Source organism: Pseudarthrobacter ribosi (genome assembly GCF_055412865.1).
In genome coordinates, this window is record NZ_JBVAYZ010000004.1 from 237,955 (window position 1) to 252,946 (window position 14,992).

At 67.6% G+C, this 14,992-nt stretch carries 14 protein-coding genes and 2 riboswitches; of the genes, 2 read left to right on the forward strand and 12 right to left on the reverse strand.

All coding sequences use genetic code 11. The features are described from left to right. Window positions 1-67: 67 nt before the first annotated feature. The 9 genes from ACZYZ5_RS06195 to ACZYZ5_RS06235 all read right to left on the reverse strand — a co-directional run bounded on the left by ACZYZ5_RS06195 (window position 68) and on the right by ACZYZ5_RS06235 (window position 10,611). Window positions 68-3,091 carry an alpha-mannosidase gene (locus ACZYZ5_RS06195; protein WP_463900086.1) on the reverse strand — a complete coding sequence of 1,008 codons (3,024 nt, stop codon included), beginning with the start codon at window positions 3,089-3,091 and terminating at the stop codon, window positions 68-70. A gap of 92 nt (window positions 3,092-3,183) precedes the next feature. After that, window positions 3,184-4,065, reverse strand: coding sequence for a formate dehydrogenase accessory sulfurtransferase FdhD (gene fdhD, locus ACZYZ5_RS06200; protein WP_463900088.1), 882 nt, complete (start codon window positions 4,063-4,065; stop codon window positions 3,184-3,186). Window positions 4,066-4,141: 76 nt separating this feature from the next. Further along, window positions 4,142-5,551, reverse strand: coding sequence for a molybdopterin-binding protein (locus ACZYZ5_RS06205; protein ID WP_463900089.1), 1,410 nt, complete (start codon window positions 5,549-5,551; stop codon window positions 4,142-4,144). Next, window positions 5,548-5,835 carry a DUF6457 domain-containing protein gene (locus ACZYZ5_RS06210; RefSeq protein WP_354172363.1) on the reverse strand — a complete coding sequence of 96 codons (288 nt, stop codon included), beginning with the start codon at window positions 5,833-5,835 and terminating at the stop codon, window positions 5,548-5,550. Before ACZYZ5_RS06210 ends, ACZYZ5_RS06205 begins: the two co-directional genes overlap by 4 nt. Next, window positions 5,819-6,544 carry a molybdenum cofactor guanylyltransferase gene (gene mobA / locus ACZYZ5_RS06215; protein WP_463900092.1) on the reverse strand — a complete coding sequence of 242 codons (726 nt, stop codon included), beginning with the start codon at window positions 6,542-6,544 and terminating at the stop codon, window positions 5,819-5,821. The genes ACZYZ5_RS06210 and mobA overlap by 17 nt, the downstream gene beginning before the upstream one ends. 58 nt (window positions 6,545-6,602) lie before the next feature. Continuing rightward, on the reverse strand, window positions 6,603-7,103 hold the full coding sequence (locus ACZYZ5_RS06220) for an HNH endonuclease (RefSeq protein WP_463900094.1): 501 nt from the start codon (window positions 7,101-7,103) through the stop codon (window positions 6,603-6,605). Window positions 7,104-7,323: 220 nt separating this feature from the next. After that, entirely contained in the window at window positions 7,324-8,115 is a 792-nt protein-coding gene (locus ACZYZ5_RS06225) for an NlpC/P60 family protein (RefSeq protein WP_463900096.1), read from the reverse strand. Between the two features lie 309 nt (window positions 8,116-8,424). Further along, window positions 8,425-8,583: riboswitch (cyclic di-AMP (ydaO/yuaA leader) on the reverse strand. Window positions 8,584-8,731: 148 nt separating this feature from the next. Continuing rightward, complete coding sequence (locus ACZYZ5_RS06230) at window positions 8,732-9,553, reverse strand: M23 family metallopeptidase (RefSeq protein WP_463900099.1); 822 nt, start codon at window positions 9,551-9,553, stop codon at window positions 8,732-8,734. Window positions 9,554-9,557: 4 nt separating this feature from the next. After that, window positions 9,558-9,770: riboswitch (cyclic di-AMP (ydaO/yuaA leader) on the reverse strand. Between the two features lie 145 nt (window positions 9,771-9,915). Then, a complete protein-coding gene (locus tag ACZYZ5_RS06235) occupies window positions 9,916-10,611 on the reverse strand; it encodes an iron-dependent transcriptional repressor DtxR (RefSeq protein WP_463900102.1) in 696 nt (231 codons plus the stop codon). Between the two features lie 266 nt (window positions 10,612-10,877). On the opposite strand from ACZYZ5_RS06235, the gene serC reads away from it, so the two are divergent. Further along, entirely contained in the window at window positions 10,878-12,005 is a 1,128-nt protein-coding gene (serC, locus tag ACZYZ5_RS06240; RefSeq protein ID WP_463900104.1) for a phosphoserine transaminase, read from the forward strand. 63 nt (window positions 12,006-12,068) lie between these two features. Here serC and ACZYZ5_RS06245 read toward each other — a convergent pair whose 3' ends face one another. From ACZYZ5_RS06245 to ACZYZ5_RS06255, 3 genes are read right to left on the reverse strand one after another with little or no spacing between them, the layout of a single operon-like run. Next, on the reverse strand, window positions 12,069-13,376 hold the full coding sequence (locus ACZYZ5_RS06245; protein WP_463900192.1) for an MFS transporter: 1,308 nt from the start codon (window positions 13,374-13,376) through the stop codon (window positions 12,069-12,071). Window positions 13,377-13,420: 44 nt separating this feature from the next. Continuing rightward, a complete protein-coding gene (locus ACZYZ5_RS06250) occupies window positions 13,421-14,185 on the reverse strand; it encodes a DUF3027 domain-containing protein (RefSeq protein WP_463900106.1) in 765 nt (254 codons plus the stop codon). Window positions 14,186-14,194: 9 nt separating this feature from the next. After that, on the reverse strand, window positions 14,195-14,578 hold the full coding sequence (locus ACZYZ5_RS06255; protein ID WP_024366560.1) for a cold-shock protein: 384 nt from the start codon (window positions 14,576-14,578) through the stop codon (window positions 14,195-14,197). A 178-nt stretch (window positions 14,579-14,756) separates the two neighbouring features. On the opposite strand from ACZYZ5_RS06255, the gene ACZYZ5_RS06260 reads away from it, so the two are divergent. Continuing rightward, window positions 14,757-14,990: a hypothetical protein gene (locus ACZYZ5_RS06260; RefSeq protein WP_463900107.1), complete on the forward strand. Its 234-nt coding sequence runs from the start codon at window positions 14,757-14,759 to the stop codon at window positions 14,988-14,990. Window positions 14,991-14,992 lie beyond the last annotated feature (2 nt).

Genomic DNA, 14,992 nt, shown 5'->3' on the forward strand with positions numbered 1-14,992 from the left:
GCCATTGGGGGGATGAGTGGTAGCGGTCCAATTGGACCGCTCCCACTCAGCCTGTTTAACGGCCCGTTCAGCGCACAAACCTCAGCGTCACCAGCTGGAAAGGCCGAAGCGCAAGCTTCGCCGTATCCCCCGCAGGAGTCACGCCCGGTGCCGCCGCGGGCCGCTCCAGCAGGTCCACCGTATGGGCGGCGGTGACGGCAAAGCCGGCCGTCACGGTTCCCGTGGACCTCTCCCCCAGCGATTCGTAGACCCGGACGATCACGTCGCCCGAGCCGTCCTCGGCGAGTTTCACGGCCTCCACCACCAGTGCCGGATTGGAAACCGCAATGAGAGGTTCCACGCCGTGCGCGCCCTTGACCACCCGCGGCGCCAGATTCGTGCGGTATCCCTCTTCGACGGCGTCGGCGATGCTGGCGCCGGGCCGGATGGTGACGTTTAATTCGTGCCGGCCGCGGTCCGCAGCGGGGTCCGGGAACTTGGGCGCACGCAGCAGCGAGAGCCGCACCGTGGTGGTCGTTCCGCCGTCGTCCTCCCGGATATTCCGGGTGACGTCGTGGCCGTACGTGGATGAGTTGGAAACCGCCACCCCGTAGCCGGGCTCGGCGATGTGGATCCACCGGTGCGCGCAGATCTCAAACTTCGCGGTTTCCCAGGAGGTGTTGAGGTGCGTCGGACGGAACACATGCCCGAACTGGGTCTCCGACGCCGAACGGTCCGCCCGGACGTCCAGCGCGAATCCGAGCTTGAGCAGCTTTTCGCGTTCCTGCCAGTCAACCGCCGTCGCGATCGCCAGGGAACCGGCGCCGGCGTCCAGCGATATCCGCTGGGTGACTGCCGAGGATCCCGCCAGCCGCTCCACCACGACGACGGCGTTCCTGCCGCCGGTCTCCACCGTCAGGGAGCGCGCGGCGGTCAGCCGGACGACGTTGCGGCGGTAAAAGGCGTCGATGTCCCAGGCGTCCCATTCGTTGGGCGTGTCCCGGTGTAGCTCCAGCAGGTTCCCGAACTGCCCGGGGGCGATTGCGTCGCGTCCGCTCGCATGGTCGATCAGGGATTCCAGCAGGCCGTCGGCGCTGATGACGGCGCGGATGATCCCGTTGTCCAGGATGTAGCCGCCGCCGGCTTCGGCGACCAGCACTGGCTGCCCGTCGAGGGCCGGCTCGGCCGCGGCCAGCGCGGGGACACCGTGGCGCTCGTGCGGAGCGGCGTTGAGCAGGAAGTCAGTGTCGCCCGCGCCCAGTACCGCCCCGGCGGCGTCGGCGATGATCCCTTCAAGCTGCCGCCCGACGGCGGCGTAGTTCCGCTCGGCGTCCTGGTGCACCCAGGCGATGGAGCTGCCCGGGAGGATGTCGTGAAACTGCTGCAGGAGCACCAATCGCCACAGTCGCTTGAGCTCTGCCGCCGGGTAAGCGAATCCGGCGCGCACGGCGGCAGTGGCGCACCAGAGTTCGGCTTCGCGGAGCAGGTGCTCGCTGCGCCGGTTGCCAAGTTTGGTCTTGGCCTGGCTCGTGTACGTGCCGCGGTGCAGTTCGAGGTACATCTCACCGACCCAGACCGGGAGCGCCTCGTATTCGGCCTCGGCGCGGGTGAAGAAACTGGCGGCAGGGCCGAGTTCCACTTTCGGGGATCCCTCCAGGTCCGCGGTGCGGCGCGCCGCCGCCAGCATCTCCCGGGTGGGCCCGCCGCCGCCGTCGCCGTAGCCGAACGGGACCAGCGAGACAGTGCCCCGGCCGTGGTCCCGGTAGTTCCGTTCGGCGTGGGCGAGTTCCCGGCCGCTGAGTTCGGAGTTGTAGCTATCCACCGGCGGGAAATGCGTGAAGAGCCGGGTGCCGTCGATGCCCTCCCAGTTGAAGGAGTGATGCGGCATCCGGTTGACCTGGTTCCAGGAGATCTTCTGCGTCAGGAACCACTTGCTGCCGGCCGCCTTGACGATCTGCGGCATGGCCGCCGAATAGCCGAAGGTGTCCGGCAGCCAGGCCTCCTGGCATTCCACGCCGAACTCGGCCAGGAAAAAGCTCTTTCCCTCCAGGAACTGGCGGGCCATGGCCTCGCCGCCGGGCATGTTGGTGTCCGATTCGACCCACATGCCGCCCACGGGGACGAACTGGCCGGTCTTGACCTTTTCCCGGATCCGACCGAATAGCTCCGGATACAACTCCTTGATCCAGGCGAGCTGCTGGGCTGAGGAGCAGGAAAACACGAACCCGGGATCCTCGTCCATCAGTGCCACCACATTGGAGAAGGTGCGGGCGCATTTGCGGATGGTTTCGCGGACGGGCCACAGCCAGGCGGAGTCGATGTGCGCGTGTCCGGTGGCGAGCAGGTGGTGGGCGGAGGCGTACGCCGGCCGGGCCAGGACGCCGGTCAGGGCCTCGCGCCCCGCTGCCGCAGTCCCGGGGACGTCGTCGGGATCCATCACGTCGAGCATCCGTTCCAGCGCGCGCAGGATTTCGTGGCGGCGGGGCAGTTCCATCGGCAGTTCGTGCATCAGGCCGCTGAGGGTCCAGATGTCCTGCTGCAGCTCCCAGACGGTCTGGTTGAGTTCTGCGATGACCATCCGGCCCAGCCGGTACTTCGGCTCGTTGCCGGAGGTTGCCTTGTCTCCGTAGGGGGTCGCCGCGAACGTCCACCCCTGCGACAGGTCGGGGTTGGCGGCCGCCTCGACGTAGAAGTCGACGGCCATCCCGCTGCCCAGCAGCTTCAGGGGGATGTACTGGTTCCGCGGGGAGATGGCCTTGACGATCGTCCCGTCCGGCCGCCAGGCGATTCCTTCGCATTGAAACCCGGGGAGGTCACTGCTGAAGCCCAGATCCACAATGACTTCCACCGACGTGTCCGCTGCAGTGCCCCAGGCGTCCGGGACCTGCCCCTGCAGCCGCAGCCACTTGGTGCTCCACGGCCGGCCCCAGGCCGCTCCGTGCTCCTGCGGCGTGAACTGCTTCCGGAGGGCCTCCAGGACCGGGACCGGTTCGTCCGGGACATCCCAGCTGCTCAGGCTGAGCGGCACGCTGCGCGGATAGACCGCTGGGACGATGCGTTCGCGAACAAAGCGGTCCAGCCGGACTTCCGTGAGACGGCGGTCGTCGTGCAATGTGATCCTCTTAGCGCTGCGTGGATGACGCTGAAATGCATCCAATCGATGGATAAAACTTACTTCGCCGCTGGCCCCCAGCCAAGAGGCTGTCAGCGGACGCTGTCCGCCAAGCCTACGGGCACGCTCACGCGGCGGACTCCCGCGTAAACGTTCAGGGATGTGCCGCGGCTGAAGCCGGCCAGCGTCATGCCGCTGGCCTCGGCCAGTTCGACCGCCAGGCTCGACGGCGCGCTGACTGCGGCGAGGACGGGAATGCCGGCCAGGGCGGCCTTCTGCACCAGTTCGAAGGATGCCCGGCCGGAGACCTGGAGCACGGTTCCGCGCAGCGGGAGCATGCCCTCGCGGAGGGCCCAGCCGATGACCTTGTCCACAGCGTTGTGGCGCCCCACGTCCTCACGCAGGCACAGCAGTTCAGCGGAGCCGTCCTCGGAGGTCCGGAACAGGCCGGCGGCGTGCACGCCGCCGGTGATGTCGAAGACCGCCTGGGCTTCCCGCAGCCGGTCCGGCAGGGCCGCGAGCGTGGCCACAGGCACCGTCAGGGGATCATCGGCGGGGCTGAAATGCGAGGACTTGTGCACGGCCTCGATCGAATCCGTGCCGCAGATGCCGCACGAGCTGGAGGTGAACACGTTCCGGCCGGTGTCCGGGCGGACGACGTCGGGCCTCAGCTGGGCTTCCACCACGTTGAACGTCTGGACGCCGTCCTCGTCTTCCCCGGCGCAGAACCGGAGCGAGACGAGCTGGTCGGGGCTCCAGATGACGCCTTCGGAGACAAGGAAGCCCGCCACGAGGTCAAAGTCGTTCCCCGGAGTCCGCATGGTGACGGAGAAGGACAGGCTGCCGATCCGGATCTCGAGCGGCTCCTCCACGGCGAGGACGTCCTCCCGGTGCCGGACCGGGAATTCAAGGGCCTGGGGGGATCCGTCCAGGACATATTTGTGCACCTTGCGGCGCTGAGTAACGCGGCCCATCAGGTACTCCTAACCAACATAACTCCATCATGACAAGCGCTGGGCCGGGTGGCCAGCGCGGGTTTCAGACCGGGCGCTACCCCAGCAGTTCGCTCCAGTCCACGGGCCCGCCGGTACCGGCGGGCTTCCGGGCGGGCCGTTTGGGGGCGGGCTTGTCTTTGGGTCCCGCCAGCTCCGGGAGGGGCGTGCCCCAGGGCAGGGTGAAGGCCGGGACTGTTTCCCCCAGCTGGACTCCATGCGGAGGGACCACCAGGACGCCGTCGGCCGCGGCCAGGCCGCGCATCATTCCCGGCCCGGTGTGCTGCGCCGGAGACGCCATGCCGTAGAGGAGCCGGAAGGGCATCAGCCGGGTCCGGCCGGGGTCAGGGTCGATCATGGAGCCGCAGGGCACCTCGGTGACGGGCGGCGGGGGCCGGTGCCCCAGCGCCGCCAGGAGCGGGGCGCCGATGGTTGACAGTGCCATCATGGCCGCGAGCGGGTTGCCCGGCAGCCCGATGATGAACCTGCCGTCCGGCAGTTCGGCCAGCACGGCGGGATGGCCAGGACGCATCGCGATGCCGTCGATCAGCAACCGTCCGCCGAGTTCGGCGACCGAGCGGCGCAGGTGGTCCGTCCCGGACCGGCCGGTGCCGCCCGTGGTGATGACGACGTCGGCGGGCAACCGTTCAGCGCCGGACCGGACGGGCATCCGCGGTTCGTCGGCTCCCCCGGGTTCGGCCTCCGGGTCGGTGTCCTCGAGCGCGGTCAGCCATTCAGCGTAGCTGTCGCCGATTTTCGTTTCGCCGGCACAGATCCCGCCGAGCATTTCCACGACGCCGGCAAGCTGGGGGCCGAAGGTGTCGCGCACCTCCCCCGGCCGGGGGATCCCGGCCGTGATCACTTCCGAGCCGGTGAACACCAGCCGGACGACGGCCTTGCCCAGGACCGGCAGGGTGTCGTGACCGGCGAGGGCCGCGAGGGCCAGGTGGGCGGGGTTGAGCAGGGTGCCGCCCTTGATCAGCACTTCTCCGGCGGCGGCTTCTTCCGCGGCTTTCCGGGTATGCTCGCCGTTTCGCGGCTCGCCGGGCTTCGCTCCGCCGCCGAGCTGCAGGACCGGCAGCCCGTCCTCGTCGGCGGCGATCGTGCCGCTTTCGCTGCGCAGCACAGCCTTCGCTCCGGGAGGAATCAGCCCGCCCGTGACGATCGGGCTGGCCTGGTGGGGCGCCAGCCGCTGGCCGGGTTCCGCGAGGATCCACGGTCCGCTGCCGTTGACGGCCCAGCCGTCCATGGCGGAGGAGGCGTAGTGCGGCATGTCCACGAGCGCCGCCACATCGGCGGCGAGTTTCCGCCCCAGCGCGTCGCGAAGGGCCACGGGTGCGGCGGGAATGGGGGTCGCGCAATCGAAGGCAAGCTGCCGGGCTTCCTGCCAGGTGTGCGCGAGGTGCCGATGAGGCGCAGGCTCATCCGCCGCGGCAGCTGTACTGCCGTGAGGGGGTGCAGGCGTCATGCTCCGGAGGCTTCGCTGGCTGCGTAGTCCTTGGCCAATTTCCGGGCAACGCCCATCGCGGCCTGCATCGAGACGGCATCCGTTGCCTGGCCGGAGCCAGAGGCCAGCCCTGCCGCAAATCCGGCAATGAAGGTTGTCAACGGCGCGGCGGGGCGCACCACGGAGTGCGCCGCCACCCCGGCGAGGGCCAGGACCTCGTTGACGTCAACCTCGACGTCTTCCAGTTCGAGGGCCTGAAGCAAGGCACGGCACCAGTCTTCGAGTGTTTCATCCTGGCTTTTCACCGTTTGCCTCCAAAGTCGAGTTCAGCGGGGGGAACCCGGGCCGGAGGCCTGGGTTATGGCTGTCGCGGTGATGGCTGTGGAAGCCATGGCCGTCAGCCGGACCGGTCACCCCCAGTGCGGAGGCATCGTCCCAAGTATCCACATCATCCGTAGACCCCCGGGGGACGCTGACCTCCCGCACCTCCAGCCTAGCAAGAAGGGCGAATATCGAGGCGTTTTCGAGCGTGCCGCGCTGCCTGGCGTCGGCCACACACCGTTGTAGCGCATCCGTGCTATAAAGGCCGACCAGGGGCTGCCGGCGCCCGTCAGCAGACACGGCCATCAGTCCGTCGCCCGGAGGGGCCTCCGCGGCGGCTGCCAGCAGCGCTGCGATGGCGGCGCCCGCCCCGGGCATGTCAACGGCGAGGACCAGGGTCATCGGTGCCGCGGCAGGGAGGCGGGGGTCCCGGCTGCGGTGCTTTTCCAGGGCGGAGACCCCGGCGGCGACGGCTGCGGCGGGGCCGGCGAAGGCCGGCTCCTCCCGGCAGCTCAGCACTCCCGCGGGCAGGGTTCCCGGGTCGGGCCCGACGACGGCCACGGCGGCCGCGCCGCTCGCGGCCTGCAGGGCGCGCTCCAGGAGGGTGGCGCCGTCGTGCATCAGACCGGATTTGGGCACGCCGCCCAGCCGGGACGACCGGCCCCCAGCAAGAATGACAGCGTCGAAGTCCACCGGCCCAGCCTAGCTGGCTATAGGTCGCGTCCTGGCGCAGCGGCCGGGGCACACCGTATCAGGCAGCGGATTCCGGCAACAGGAACGGGTCCCAGGCCGGCGTCGGCTTCTCCAGCTCCTTGATCTGCCAGGTCGTGCCCTTGGGCGGCGCGGGGCTGAAGTTGAGTTTCCACCCCATTTCCCCGGGGGTGTGGTCGCCTTTGGCGTTGTTGCACCGCAGGCAGGCCGCGACGAGGTTTTCCCAGGAATCCGCACCACCCCTGGATTTGGGCTGGACATGATCGATGGTGTGGGCGGCTTTGCCGCAATACCCGCAGCGGTGTCCGTCCCGGCGGAGCACCCCGCGGCGGCTCACCGCCGTCACGGTGTTGTACCGGGGCCTGATGTAGCGATGCAAGAGAATCACCGAGGGCCGACCCAGGACGTCCTGCGGCCCGACGACGGGATCGTCGCCTTCCGCCACAACGCTGGCCTTTCCAGTCAGCACAAGGACGAGCGCCCGGCGGAAGGTCACAACCGCCAGCGGTTCATATCCAGCATTCAGAACGAGTGTGCGCATCCGCATACCTCTTCACGGCCGCACCCGCCAGGGGCACGAGGGCCGGCTGCCCTCTGCATGGTCGGGCTATGGATCGACAAAACAAGAGTAAACATGGACATGCCAATTCACCGAATCTTTTTTTGCCCGCCCGGCCCGTGTCCGCTGAAGTTCACGTCCTGGCAACGCAAAGGACCCCTGCCGAATGGCAGGGGTCCTTTGCGTTGCGAACAGTTCTTACTTAGCCGCCGACGCGGATGAAGACGGGGCCGGAGCCGACGTTGACGCTCTGCAGGGAAGTGGTTCCACCGTTCCAGCCGCCGTGGACGGCTCGGCCGTTGCCGACGTAAACAGCGATGTGGGCCATGCCCGATCCGCCGTTCTGGTAGTAGGCGAGGTCGCCCGGCAGTGCCGCGGCGGCGCTCACGGTGCGGCCGAGGGACAGGTAACCTGCCGGCCAGCCGTGGTAGTTGATGCCCGCAGCAGCCAGCGAGTTCGTAGCAAGGCGGGTGCAGTCCTGGCCGACGCCGAGCTGGGCGTAGGCGGCAGCGGCGATCGTGGCGCCCATGCCGCTGGCGACGGCCGGAGCCGCGGTGCTGGCAGCCGGAGCCGCGGTGCTGGCAGCCGGGGCTGCGGCGGCGGCGACCTTGGTGCTGGCGGTCTTAGCCGTGTTGGCAGCTGCGGGGGTCTCCTGGACCTTCACAACGGGCTTCGGGGCCTCCACGACGGGAGCCGGCGTGGTGGTGACGGCCGGCTTCTCGAAGGAGATGGCGATGGTCGAAGCAGCCGAGATGGTCGCCGGGGCGGCCGACTGGACTTCGAGGGTGGAAGCGGAGGTGGACTCGCGCTGAACGTTGGCCTCAGCAGCGTTGGCTGCGATACCGCTGGTCAGGACGAGGCCGGAGGCTGCAGCGATAACTGCGGCCTGGCGACCCACGCCACCGGCGTTGTCGCCGACGGCCTTGGCAATGACGGCCAGCGAGTTGGTCTTGGTGACCTCGGCGCGGTGCCGTGCGTTTGCACGAGTAGTCATTAAGTTCTCTCTTTCGTGATCCTGGGTCCGCGCTTTTTGGGCGCAGGCTGAGGACGCTCCGGCATCTTGGGGGTACGCCGGATCGCCCCGAAATGGGTTACTTAGCGAAGGGTGTACTGCGAAGACGCGCCAAAAGCGGGAACTGCTTGCAGGTGCATGGCCTGCGGGCCGGACTCAGCAGAGATTGAGACGGCGGCGTGAGATCCATTCCGGGCGCCAGAAAGGGCACTGCGGAGGTTGGATTTCAGCGGGCTCGTAAGAGCCGCGCAAGCGCGGTGACGCGCAGCATTGTGGCGTGAAGACACGAAAGTAGCCTCTCCCAATGCCTACGAGGTGAGCTGTCGGATTCGGATGGGAGTCACCCGGCCGCGCTGCTTCCTGGGAAGCTTTGCGACTTAACCCCAAGGCCTTCTTTCGAAGGCCAAAATTGGTTCCCCCGCCCCTGCCAGACGATGTCATGCGAACGGACCTTGAGCGGTGGCAGAGCTAGGCAATCCACTCAAGAGCGCCAACTTCGGAAAAGTTGGCGTAGGTCATACGGTACAGCAGTTGGGGCACAATGTCACATTCAGATCACGGCGTGTCATAAGAATGCGAGAGTGTCCCATCAGCTCTGTTAGAGCCAGCCGGTCGGGTCGACGACTTCGCCGTTGACCATGACCTCGAAGTGAAGGTGGCAGCCCGTGGAGGCGCCAGTGGTGCCGCTCATCGCCACGGCAGCGCCGCGGGAGACCTGCTGGCCCACCTTGACGCTGGCGGAGGACAAGTGGTTGTAGGTGGTCTCCAGGCCGTTGCCGTGGTCGATCACCACACGGTTTCCGCCGCCGTAGGGATGCCATCCCGTGAAGGTCACCGTGCCGCTGGCGGCCGCAAGGACGGCAGTGCCGCACTGGGCAGAATAGTCCTGGCCGCGGTGGAACTCCCCGGAGCCGCCGGTGATCGGGCTGACGCGGTATCCGAAGGGCGACGCCGTCTTCAGTTCGCCCAGGGGCGCCCCGAGGCTGCCCGACGAGGCTGCGCGGGTGATGGAGTCGACCGACTGGGCGCTCAACAGCTGCTTGAGCTTGCCGTCCGGGTCACTCTGGGTGGTGACGGCGGTGCGGTTGAAATCAATTTTGGCCTCGGCAGCGGTGACGTCCGGCTGGACTGCGGCAGAGATGGATCCGGCGGCTGACCCGGCGTCCGTGGCCATCACGGGGCCCGTGGCCGGGACGGTGACGGTGAGGACCAGTCCCGTGGCGGCCAGTGCGATGCCGGCCTTTTGCCCCACGCCACTGGCGGCGGCGAAGTCCGTTACCTGGCGGAACGGGCTGCGGCGGCCTCTGCGTTCGTCGCGGTGCGCGTCACGGGGGCGGTCTGCCGGGACGGCGACGGCCGGACGCGGCTCCGGTGCGGGACCGGTCGCGCGACGGCGGCCCCTGACGATCTGGGTGGTCAAAAACGGTTCCTCTCTGGAGAGCCTGCGGAGTTAGCTGTCGGATTCGGGTCAGAGAGATCAATGACCCGGTCCGCCGTGGCAAGCATCCAGCACAGAGGCATCAAAGGAGGTCCTCGGTCGAGTGTGCTTGCCGCTGACGGACTTCACCCCAAGGCTGTTGAACAGCCGGAAGTGGTTCCCCCGCCCCTGCCAGAAGGTGATCCTGCGACTGATCCGCTGGCAGAGCTCGGCTTCGGATCAGATAACGCTTTGGTATCGGTACTAGTGCTCAACTATAGGCGATTAAGCCGTCCAGTGATAAATCCGTTATCGACCTGTGCACATCTCATGGGAGGTCCCACGAGTGGCCCGGTTAGCGGCTGTTAACTGACGGTAACAAAGACGTGCGCCGCCACCTCGGGCGGGAGCTCCAAAGCGCCCTCGATGTCGGGCACCCGTACCGAGATGTATTCCCCGACCCGCTCCAGCGACACCAGTGCGCCGGGGCGGATGCCGCCCTCATCAAGCTGGACGAGCAGTTCCGGTTCGACCTGGATGGGCTCGGCGAGCCGGCTGACCCGGATCCGGGAATCCGGACCGTAGCCGGCCATGGCCTCCAGCAGGTTCACGACGCCGTCGGCATAGGGCTGGGAAGGCAGTCCGCCCAGCTCCGCGAGGCCGGGAATCGGGTTGCCATAGGGAGAAACGGTGGGATGGTTCAGCAGTTCGAAGATCCGCCGCTCCACCCGCTCACTCATGACGTGTTCCCAGCGGCAGGCTTCCTCATGGACGTAGGCCCAGTCGAGCCCGATCACGTCGGCCAGCAGCCGCTCGGCCAGGCGGTGCTTGCGCATGACTTCGATGGCACGTTTCCGGCCTGTTTCCGTCAGCTCCAGGTGGCGGTCGCCGGAAACAACCACCAGCCCGTCACGTTCCATCCGGCCGATGGTCTGGGAAACGGTGGGGCCGGAGTGGCGCAGCCGCTCGGCGATGCGGGCGCGGAGGGCGACGATGTTTTCTTCTTCAAGTTCCAGAATGGTCCGAAGATACATCTCGGTTGTATCGATCAGATCCGTCATTCAGCTCAGCTCCTCGAGCGCCGTCCTTGCGTATTCCCACCGTACCGCGTGCCGCAGGCGCCCTGGCGGGGTCCGCCGTACGTTCGCAGGCCAGCTTAGCCTATTTTGAATTACTCCGGATAATCTCAGTGACCGGACTATGACGGGCTCTTTTGCCTCCCGCGCCGGGCAGTCAGGCAGAATGAAACGCAAGGCTCCGCTGCAGCCACGCTGCCGGGCCACCTCCCGAGCCACACTTTTTGTACCAGCCGAAAATTGGAGCCACTGTGAGCGACACCAGCATTACGATTCCCGCAAACCTCCTGCCCAAGGACGGCCGGTTCGGCGCCGGACCGTCCAAGGTCCGCCCGGAACAGATGGAAGCCCTCGCCGCGGCGTCGCAGCTGCTGGGAACCTCCCACCGCCAGGCGCCGGTCAAGAACCTCGTGGGATCGGTCCGGAACGGGCTCAGCGAGTTCTTCCGCGCCCCCGAAGGTTACGAAGTCGTCCTGGGCGTCGGCGGATCGACGGCGTTCTGGGACATCGCCAGCTTCGGCCTGGTGGAGAACAAGGCCCAGCACTTGTCCTTTGGCGAGTTCGGCTCGAAGTTCGCCTCCGCCACCAACAAGGCACCGTTCCTAGCGGACTCCACCATCATCAAGTCCGAACCCGGCACCCGCCCGGCGGCCAGGGCCGAGGCCGGCGTCGATGTTTACGCCTGGCCGCAGAATGAGACGTCCACCGGCGTTGCCGCTCCGGTCCAGCGTGTGGCTGGCGCCGACGCAGGCTCCCTGGTCCTGGTTGACGCCACCTCGGCGGCCGGCGGACTGGATGTCGATGTCGCCGAAGCGGACGTCTACTACTTCGCCCCCCAGAAGAACTTTGCCTCCGACGGCGGCCTGTGGCTTGGCCTGTTCTCCCCGGCGGCGCTGGAACGTGCGGCGCGGATCAAGGCCGGCGGCCGCTGGATCCCGGACTTCCTGGACCTCCAGACGGCAATCGACAACTCGCGGCTGAACCAGACCTACAACACCCCGGCCCTGGCCACGCTCGTCACCCTCGACGCCCAGGTGCAGTGGCTCAACGCCAACGGCGGACTGGACTTCGCCGCGGCCCGGACCGCGGATTCGGCCGGCCGCATCTACCGCTGGGCCGAGGCCTCGGAGTACGCCACCCCGTTCGTGGCGAAGCCTGAGGAACGCTCCAACGTGATCGCGACCATCGACTTCGACGACTCCATCGACGCCGCGGCGATCGCGAAAGTGCTCCGCGCCAACGGCATCGTCGACACCGAGCCCTACCGCAAGCTGGGCCGCAACCAGCTCCGCATCGCGACCTTCGTGGCGATCGAGCCGGACGATGTGTCGGCGCTGCTGGAGTGCATCGACTTCGTGGTGGGCGAGCTGAAGAAGTAGCTCTCCACACCAGCGTGGCGCTAAGACGTCAGCGGTTGACGGCGAGCGACGGCGTCGTCCGGGTTAATCCCGGGCGGCGCCGTCTGCGTCGGGGCCGCTTGAGGTCCCCGGGCCGGCGGACACGACGCGGAAGTGACGCAGCCCCCGGGCGCGCCGGTCGAACCGGATCCGCAGCTGCCTGGCCCGGACAATCCACACCAGCCCGATCAGGGCCGCGATCAGGCCGGAAGCCGCCGCGACGCTCAGGGACCAGCGGGGACCGGCGACATTGGCGACCCACCCGACGAACGGGGCCCCGATAGGCGTGCCGCCCATAAAGATCGCCATGTAAAGCGCCATCACCCGGCCGCGCATCACGGGGTCCGTCGTGGTCTGCACGTAGCCGTTGGCGCTCGTCATCATAGTGATGGCGAAAAGCCCCACCGGTACCAGCGCCGCGCCGAACCAGAAGTAGCTGGGGGCCAGCGCAGCGATGCCGGAGGTCACGCCGAAAGCTCCGGCCGCTCCGAAAATGATCCGCAGCCGGGGCTTCTTGCGGCCCGCGGACAGCAGGGCACCGGCGACGGAGCCGATGGCCATGATGGAATTCATCAGGCCGAAGGCGCCGGCATCAAGACCGAATTCCGTGCCGACCATGGCCGCGATGAACAGCACAAAGTTCAGCCCCAGGGTCCCGACGATAAAGACCGCGACCAGCACCACCACAATGTCCGGCCGGAACCGCACATAGCGCAGCCCCTCGCGGATGCGGCCCTTGCCGGCCGCGGCCCGCGGCAGCTGGCGCAGCGAGGCGGTGGGAATCTTCCACAGGCTCAGCAGCAGCGCTACGAAGGTCAGGGTGTTAATCAGGAAGACCCAGCCGGGGCCGACGGCGACCGTGAGGATGCCGGCCACCGCGGGCCCGATCATGCGGGCCACGTTGAAGGAGGCGCTGTTGAGGGCCACCGCGTTGGGCAGGTAATCGTCGCGGACCAGTTCAGAGACGAAGGTCTGCCGCACCGGGGCGTCGAAGGCGGACACAACGCCAAGCAGCAGCGCGAAACCGTAGACGTGCCAGAGCTGCGCGGCCCCGGACACCACCAGGATGCCCAGCCCGGCACTCAGCACCGCCATCGCGGACTGGGTCAGGATGAGCAGCTGTTTACGGTTGAAGCGGTCGGCCAGCAGCCCGGCCACGGGGGCGAGGAAGAGCTGGGGTCCGAGCTGAAGGGCCATGGTGATGCCCATGGCGCTGGCGTCGTGGTCGGTCAGGTGGTCAAAGACCAGCCAGTCCTGGGCCGTCCGCTGCATCCACGTCCCGATGTTGGAGATCACCGCGCCGATGAACCAGATCCGGTAGTTCAGGATGTGCAGGGACTTGAAGGTGGACATCATGTCCAGCCCTCCCTGTGCGGCATCCCGGATGGTTCCAACCGTTAGTCAGCCTGCGCTGCGGGCAACTCGTCGTCCGGTGCGTCTTCGGTTGCCACGCCTGGAACATCGTCGGCGGCGTCGTCGTCGTCGTCGCTGGCGTCGTCGTCAACGTCGTCGGCGTCGTACTCATCGCCGGCACCGTCCGCGTTGCCGTCTGCATCGTCAGAGTCATCTTCGGGCGCGTCGTCGTCGGCGTCGTCCTCGGAAGCTTCGTCGGAATCTTCCTCCTCGGATGTAGCGGCGTCGAGCGCGTCCAGCGGCGCGTCGGTTTCGGCGGCGTCCTCCGGCGGTGCCACGCCTGCGGCTGCCGCGAGTTCTTCCTCGCCCTGTTCGTCGCCGGGGCGGACACGTTCGGCCCACGGGATCCAATCGGGCGCCAGGATCGAGTCTTCAGAGGGCAAAAGCCCCAGTTCGTCGACCGTCACAACTTTGGACCGGGAGTTCCGGGTGAGCACGGCGTACCACTGCCAGCCACCGTAGCCGGCCAGCTTTGACTCGAACAGGTGTGTGACCAGGCGGTCGCCCTCACTCTTGGCCGCGAGGTGCCGGCCGATCTGTTCAGCGGGGGCGATGCCCTCAACGGCGGCACGGGCGACGTCGACGGCGGCGGCCAGGAAGGCATCGGGCTTCCCGGTGCGCCAGACGGGAACCCCGGCGCGCGGCTGGCTGCCTTCTTTGGTTCCGGCTTTCTTGTCCCCGGCGTTCCCGGCAGCGGCGGCAGTTTTGTCCCCGGCGGGGGATGCGGTCTGATCAGTTTCCGGAGTCATCGCAGAGCCCTACGCGTCCAGCTCGTCGGCAACCTTACGCAGAGCGACGGCGATCGCCTTGCCCTTGTTGCCTTCCGGGTACTTGCCCGCGGACAGGGTTCCGGACAGGTTGTCCAGCACGGAGACGAGATCCTGGACCAGCGGTGCGAGATCCTTCGCGCTGGGCCGCTTGGCCTTGGCGATGGACGGTGTCTTGTCCAGCACGCGCAGGCCCAGGGCCTGGGCGCCCTTGCGGCCGTCGGCCACGCCAAATTCAACCCGGGTGCCGGCCTTCAGCTCGGTTACGCCCTCGGGCAGCGCGGACTTCGGCAGGAAAACTTCCTGGCCGTCCTCGCCCGCGAGGAATCCGAAGCCCTTTTCCTTGTCATACCACTTGACCTTGCCGGTAGGCACGTAATCAACCTTCTTCGTTCTGCTGGTGACACAGCCGGCGGTCACCGCATCCGCACTGATATGCAGGTTCAGGGTGTGACTGCCAGGACCGTGTTGGTCTGTTCCTTCAAGGTTATCCTGCCCGGCCCACTTTGGTCGTTTGGGGCGCGGGACAGGCCGGACTGTTAGCGTTAGCTCCATGACTCCACTGCGTTTCCGGCGGCCACTATTGTTTGTTGCGGCTGCAGCCGCCGTGCTGTCGCTCGCGGCCGTCGGCGTCGTGATGGCGATGGCCTTTAACAGTGCCGTGTCGCCCCCCTGGGTCACCTCCACCGCCCTCTATGGGCTTCCCGTGGCTTTCCTGCTTATGCTCTTGCTCGTGATCGACGGCGTCGCAGCCAGGCGACGTACGCGAGAGCCGGACGAAAGGTAGCC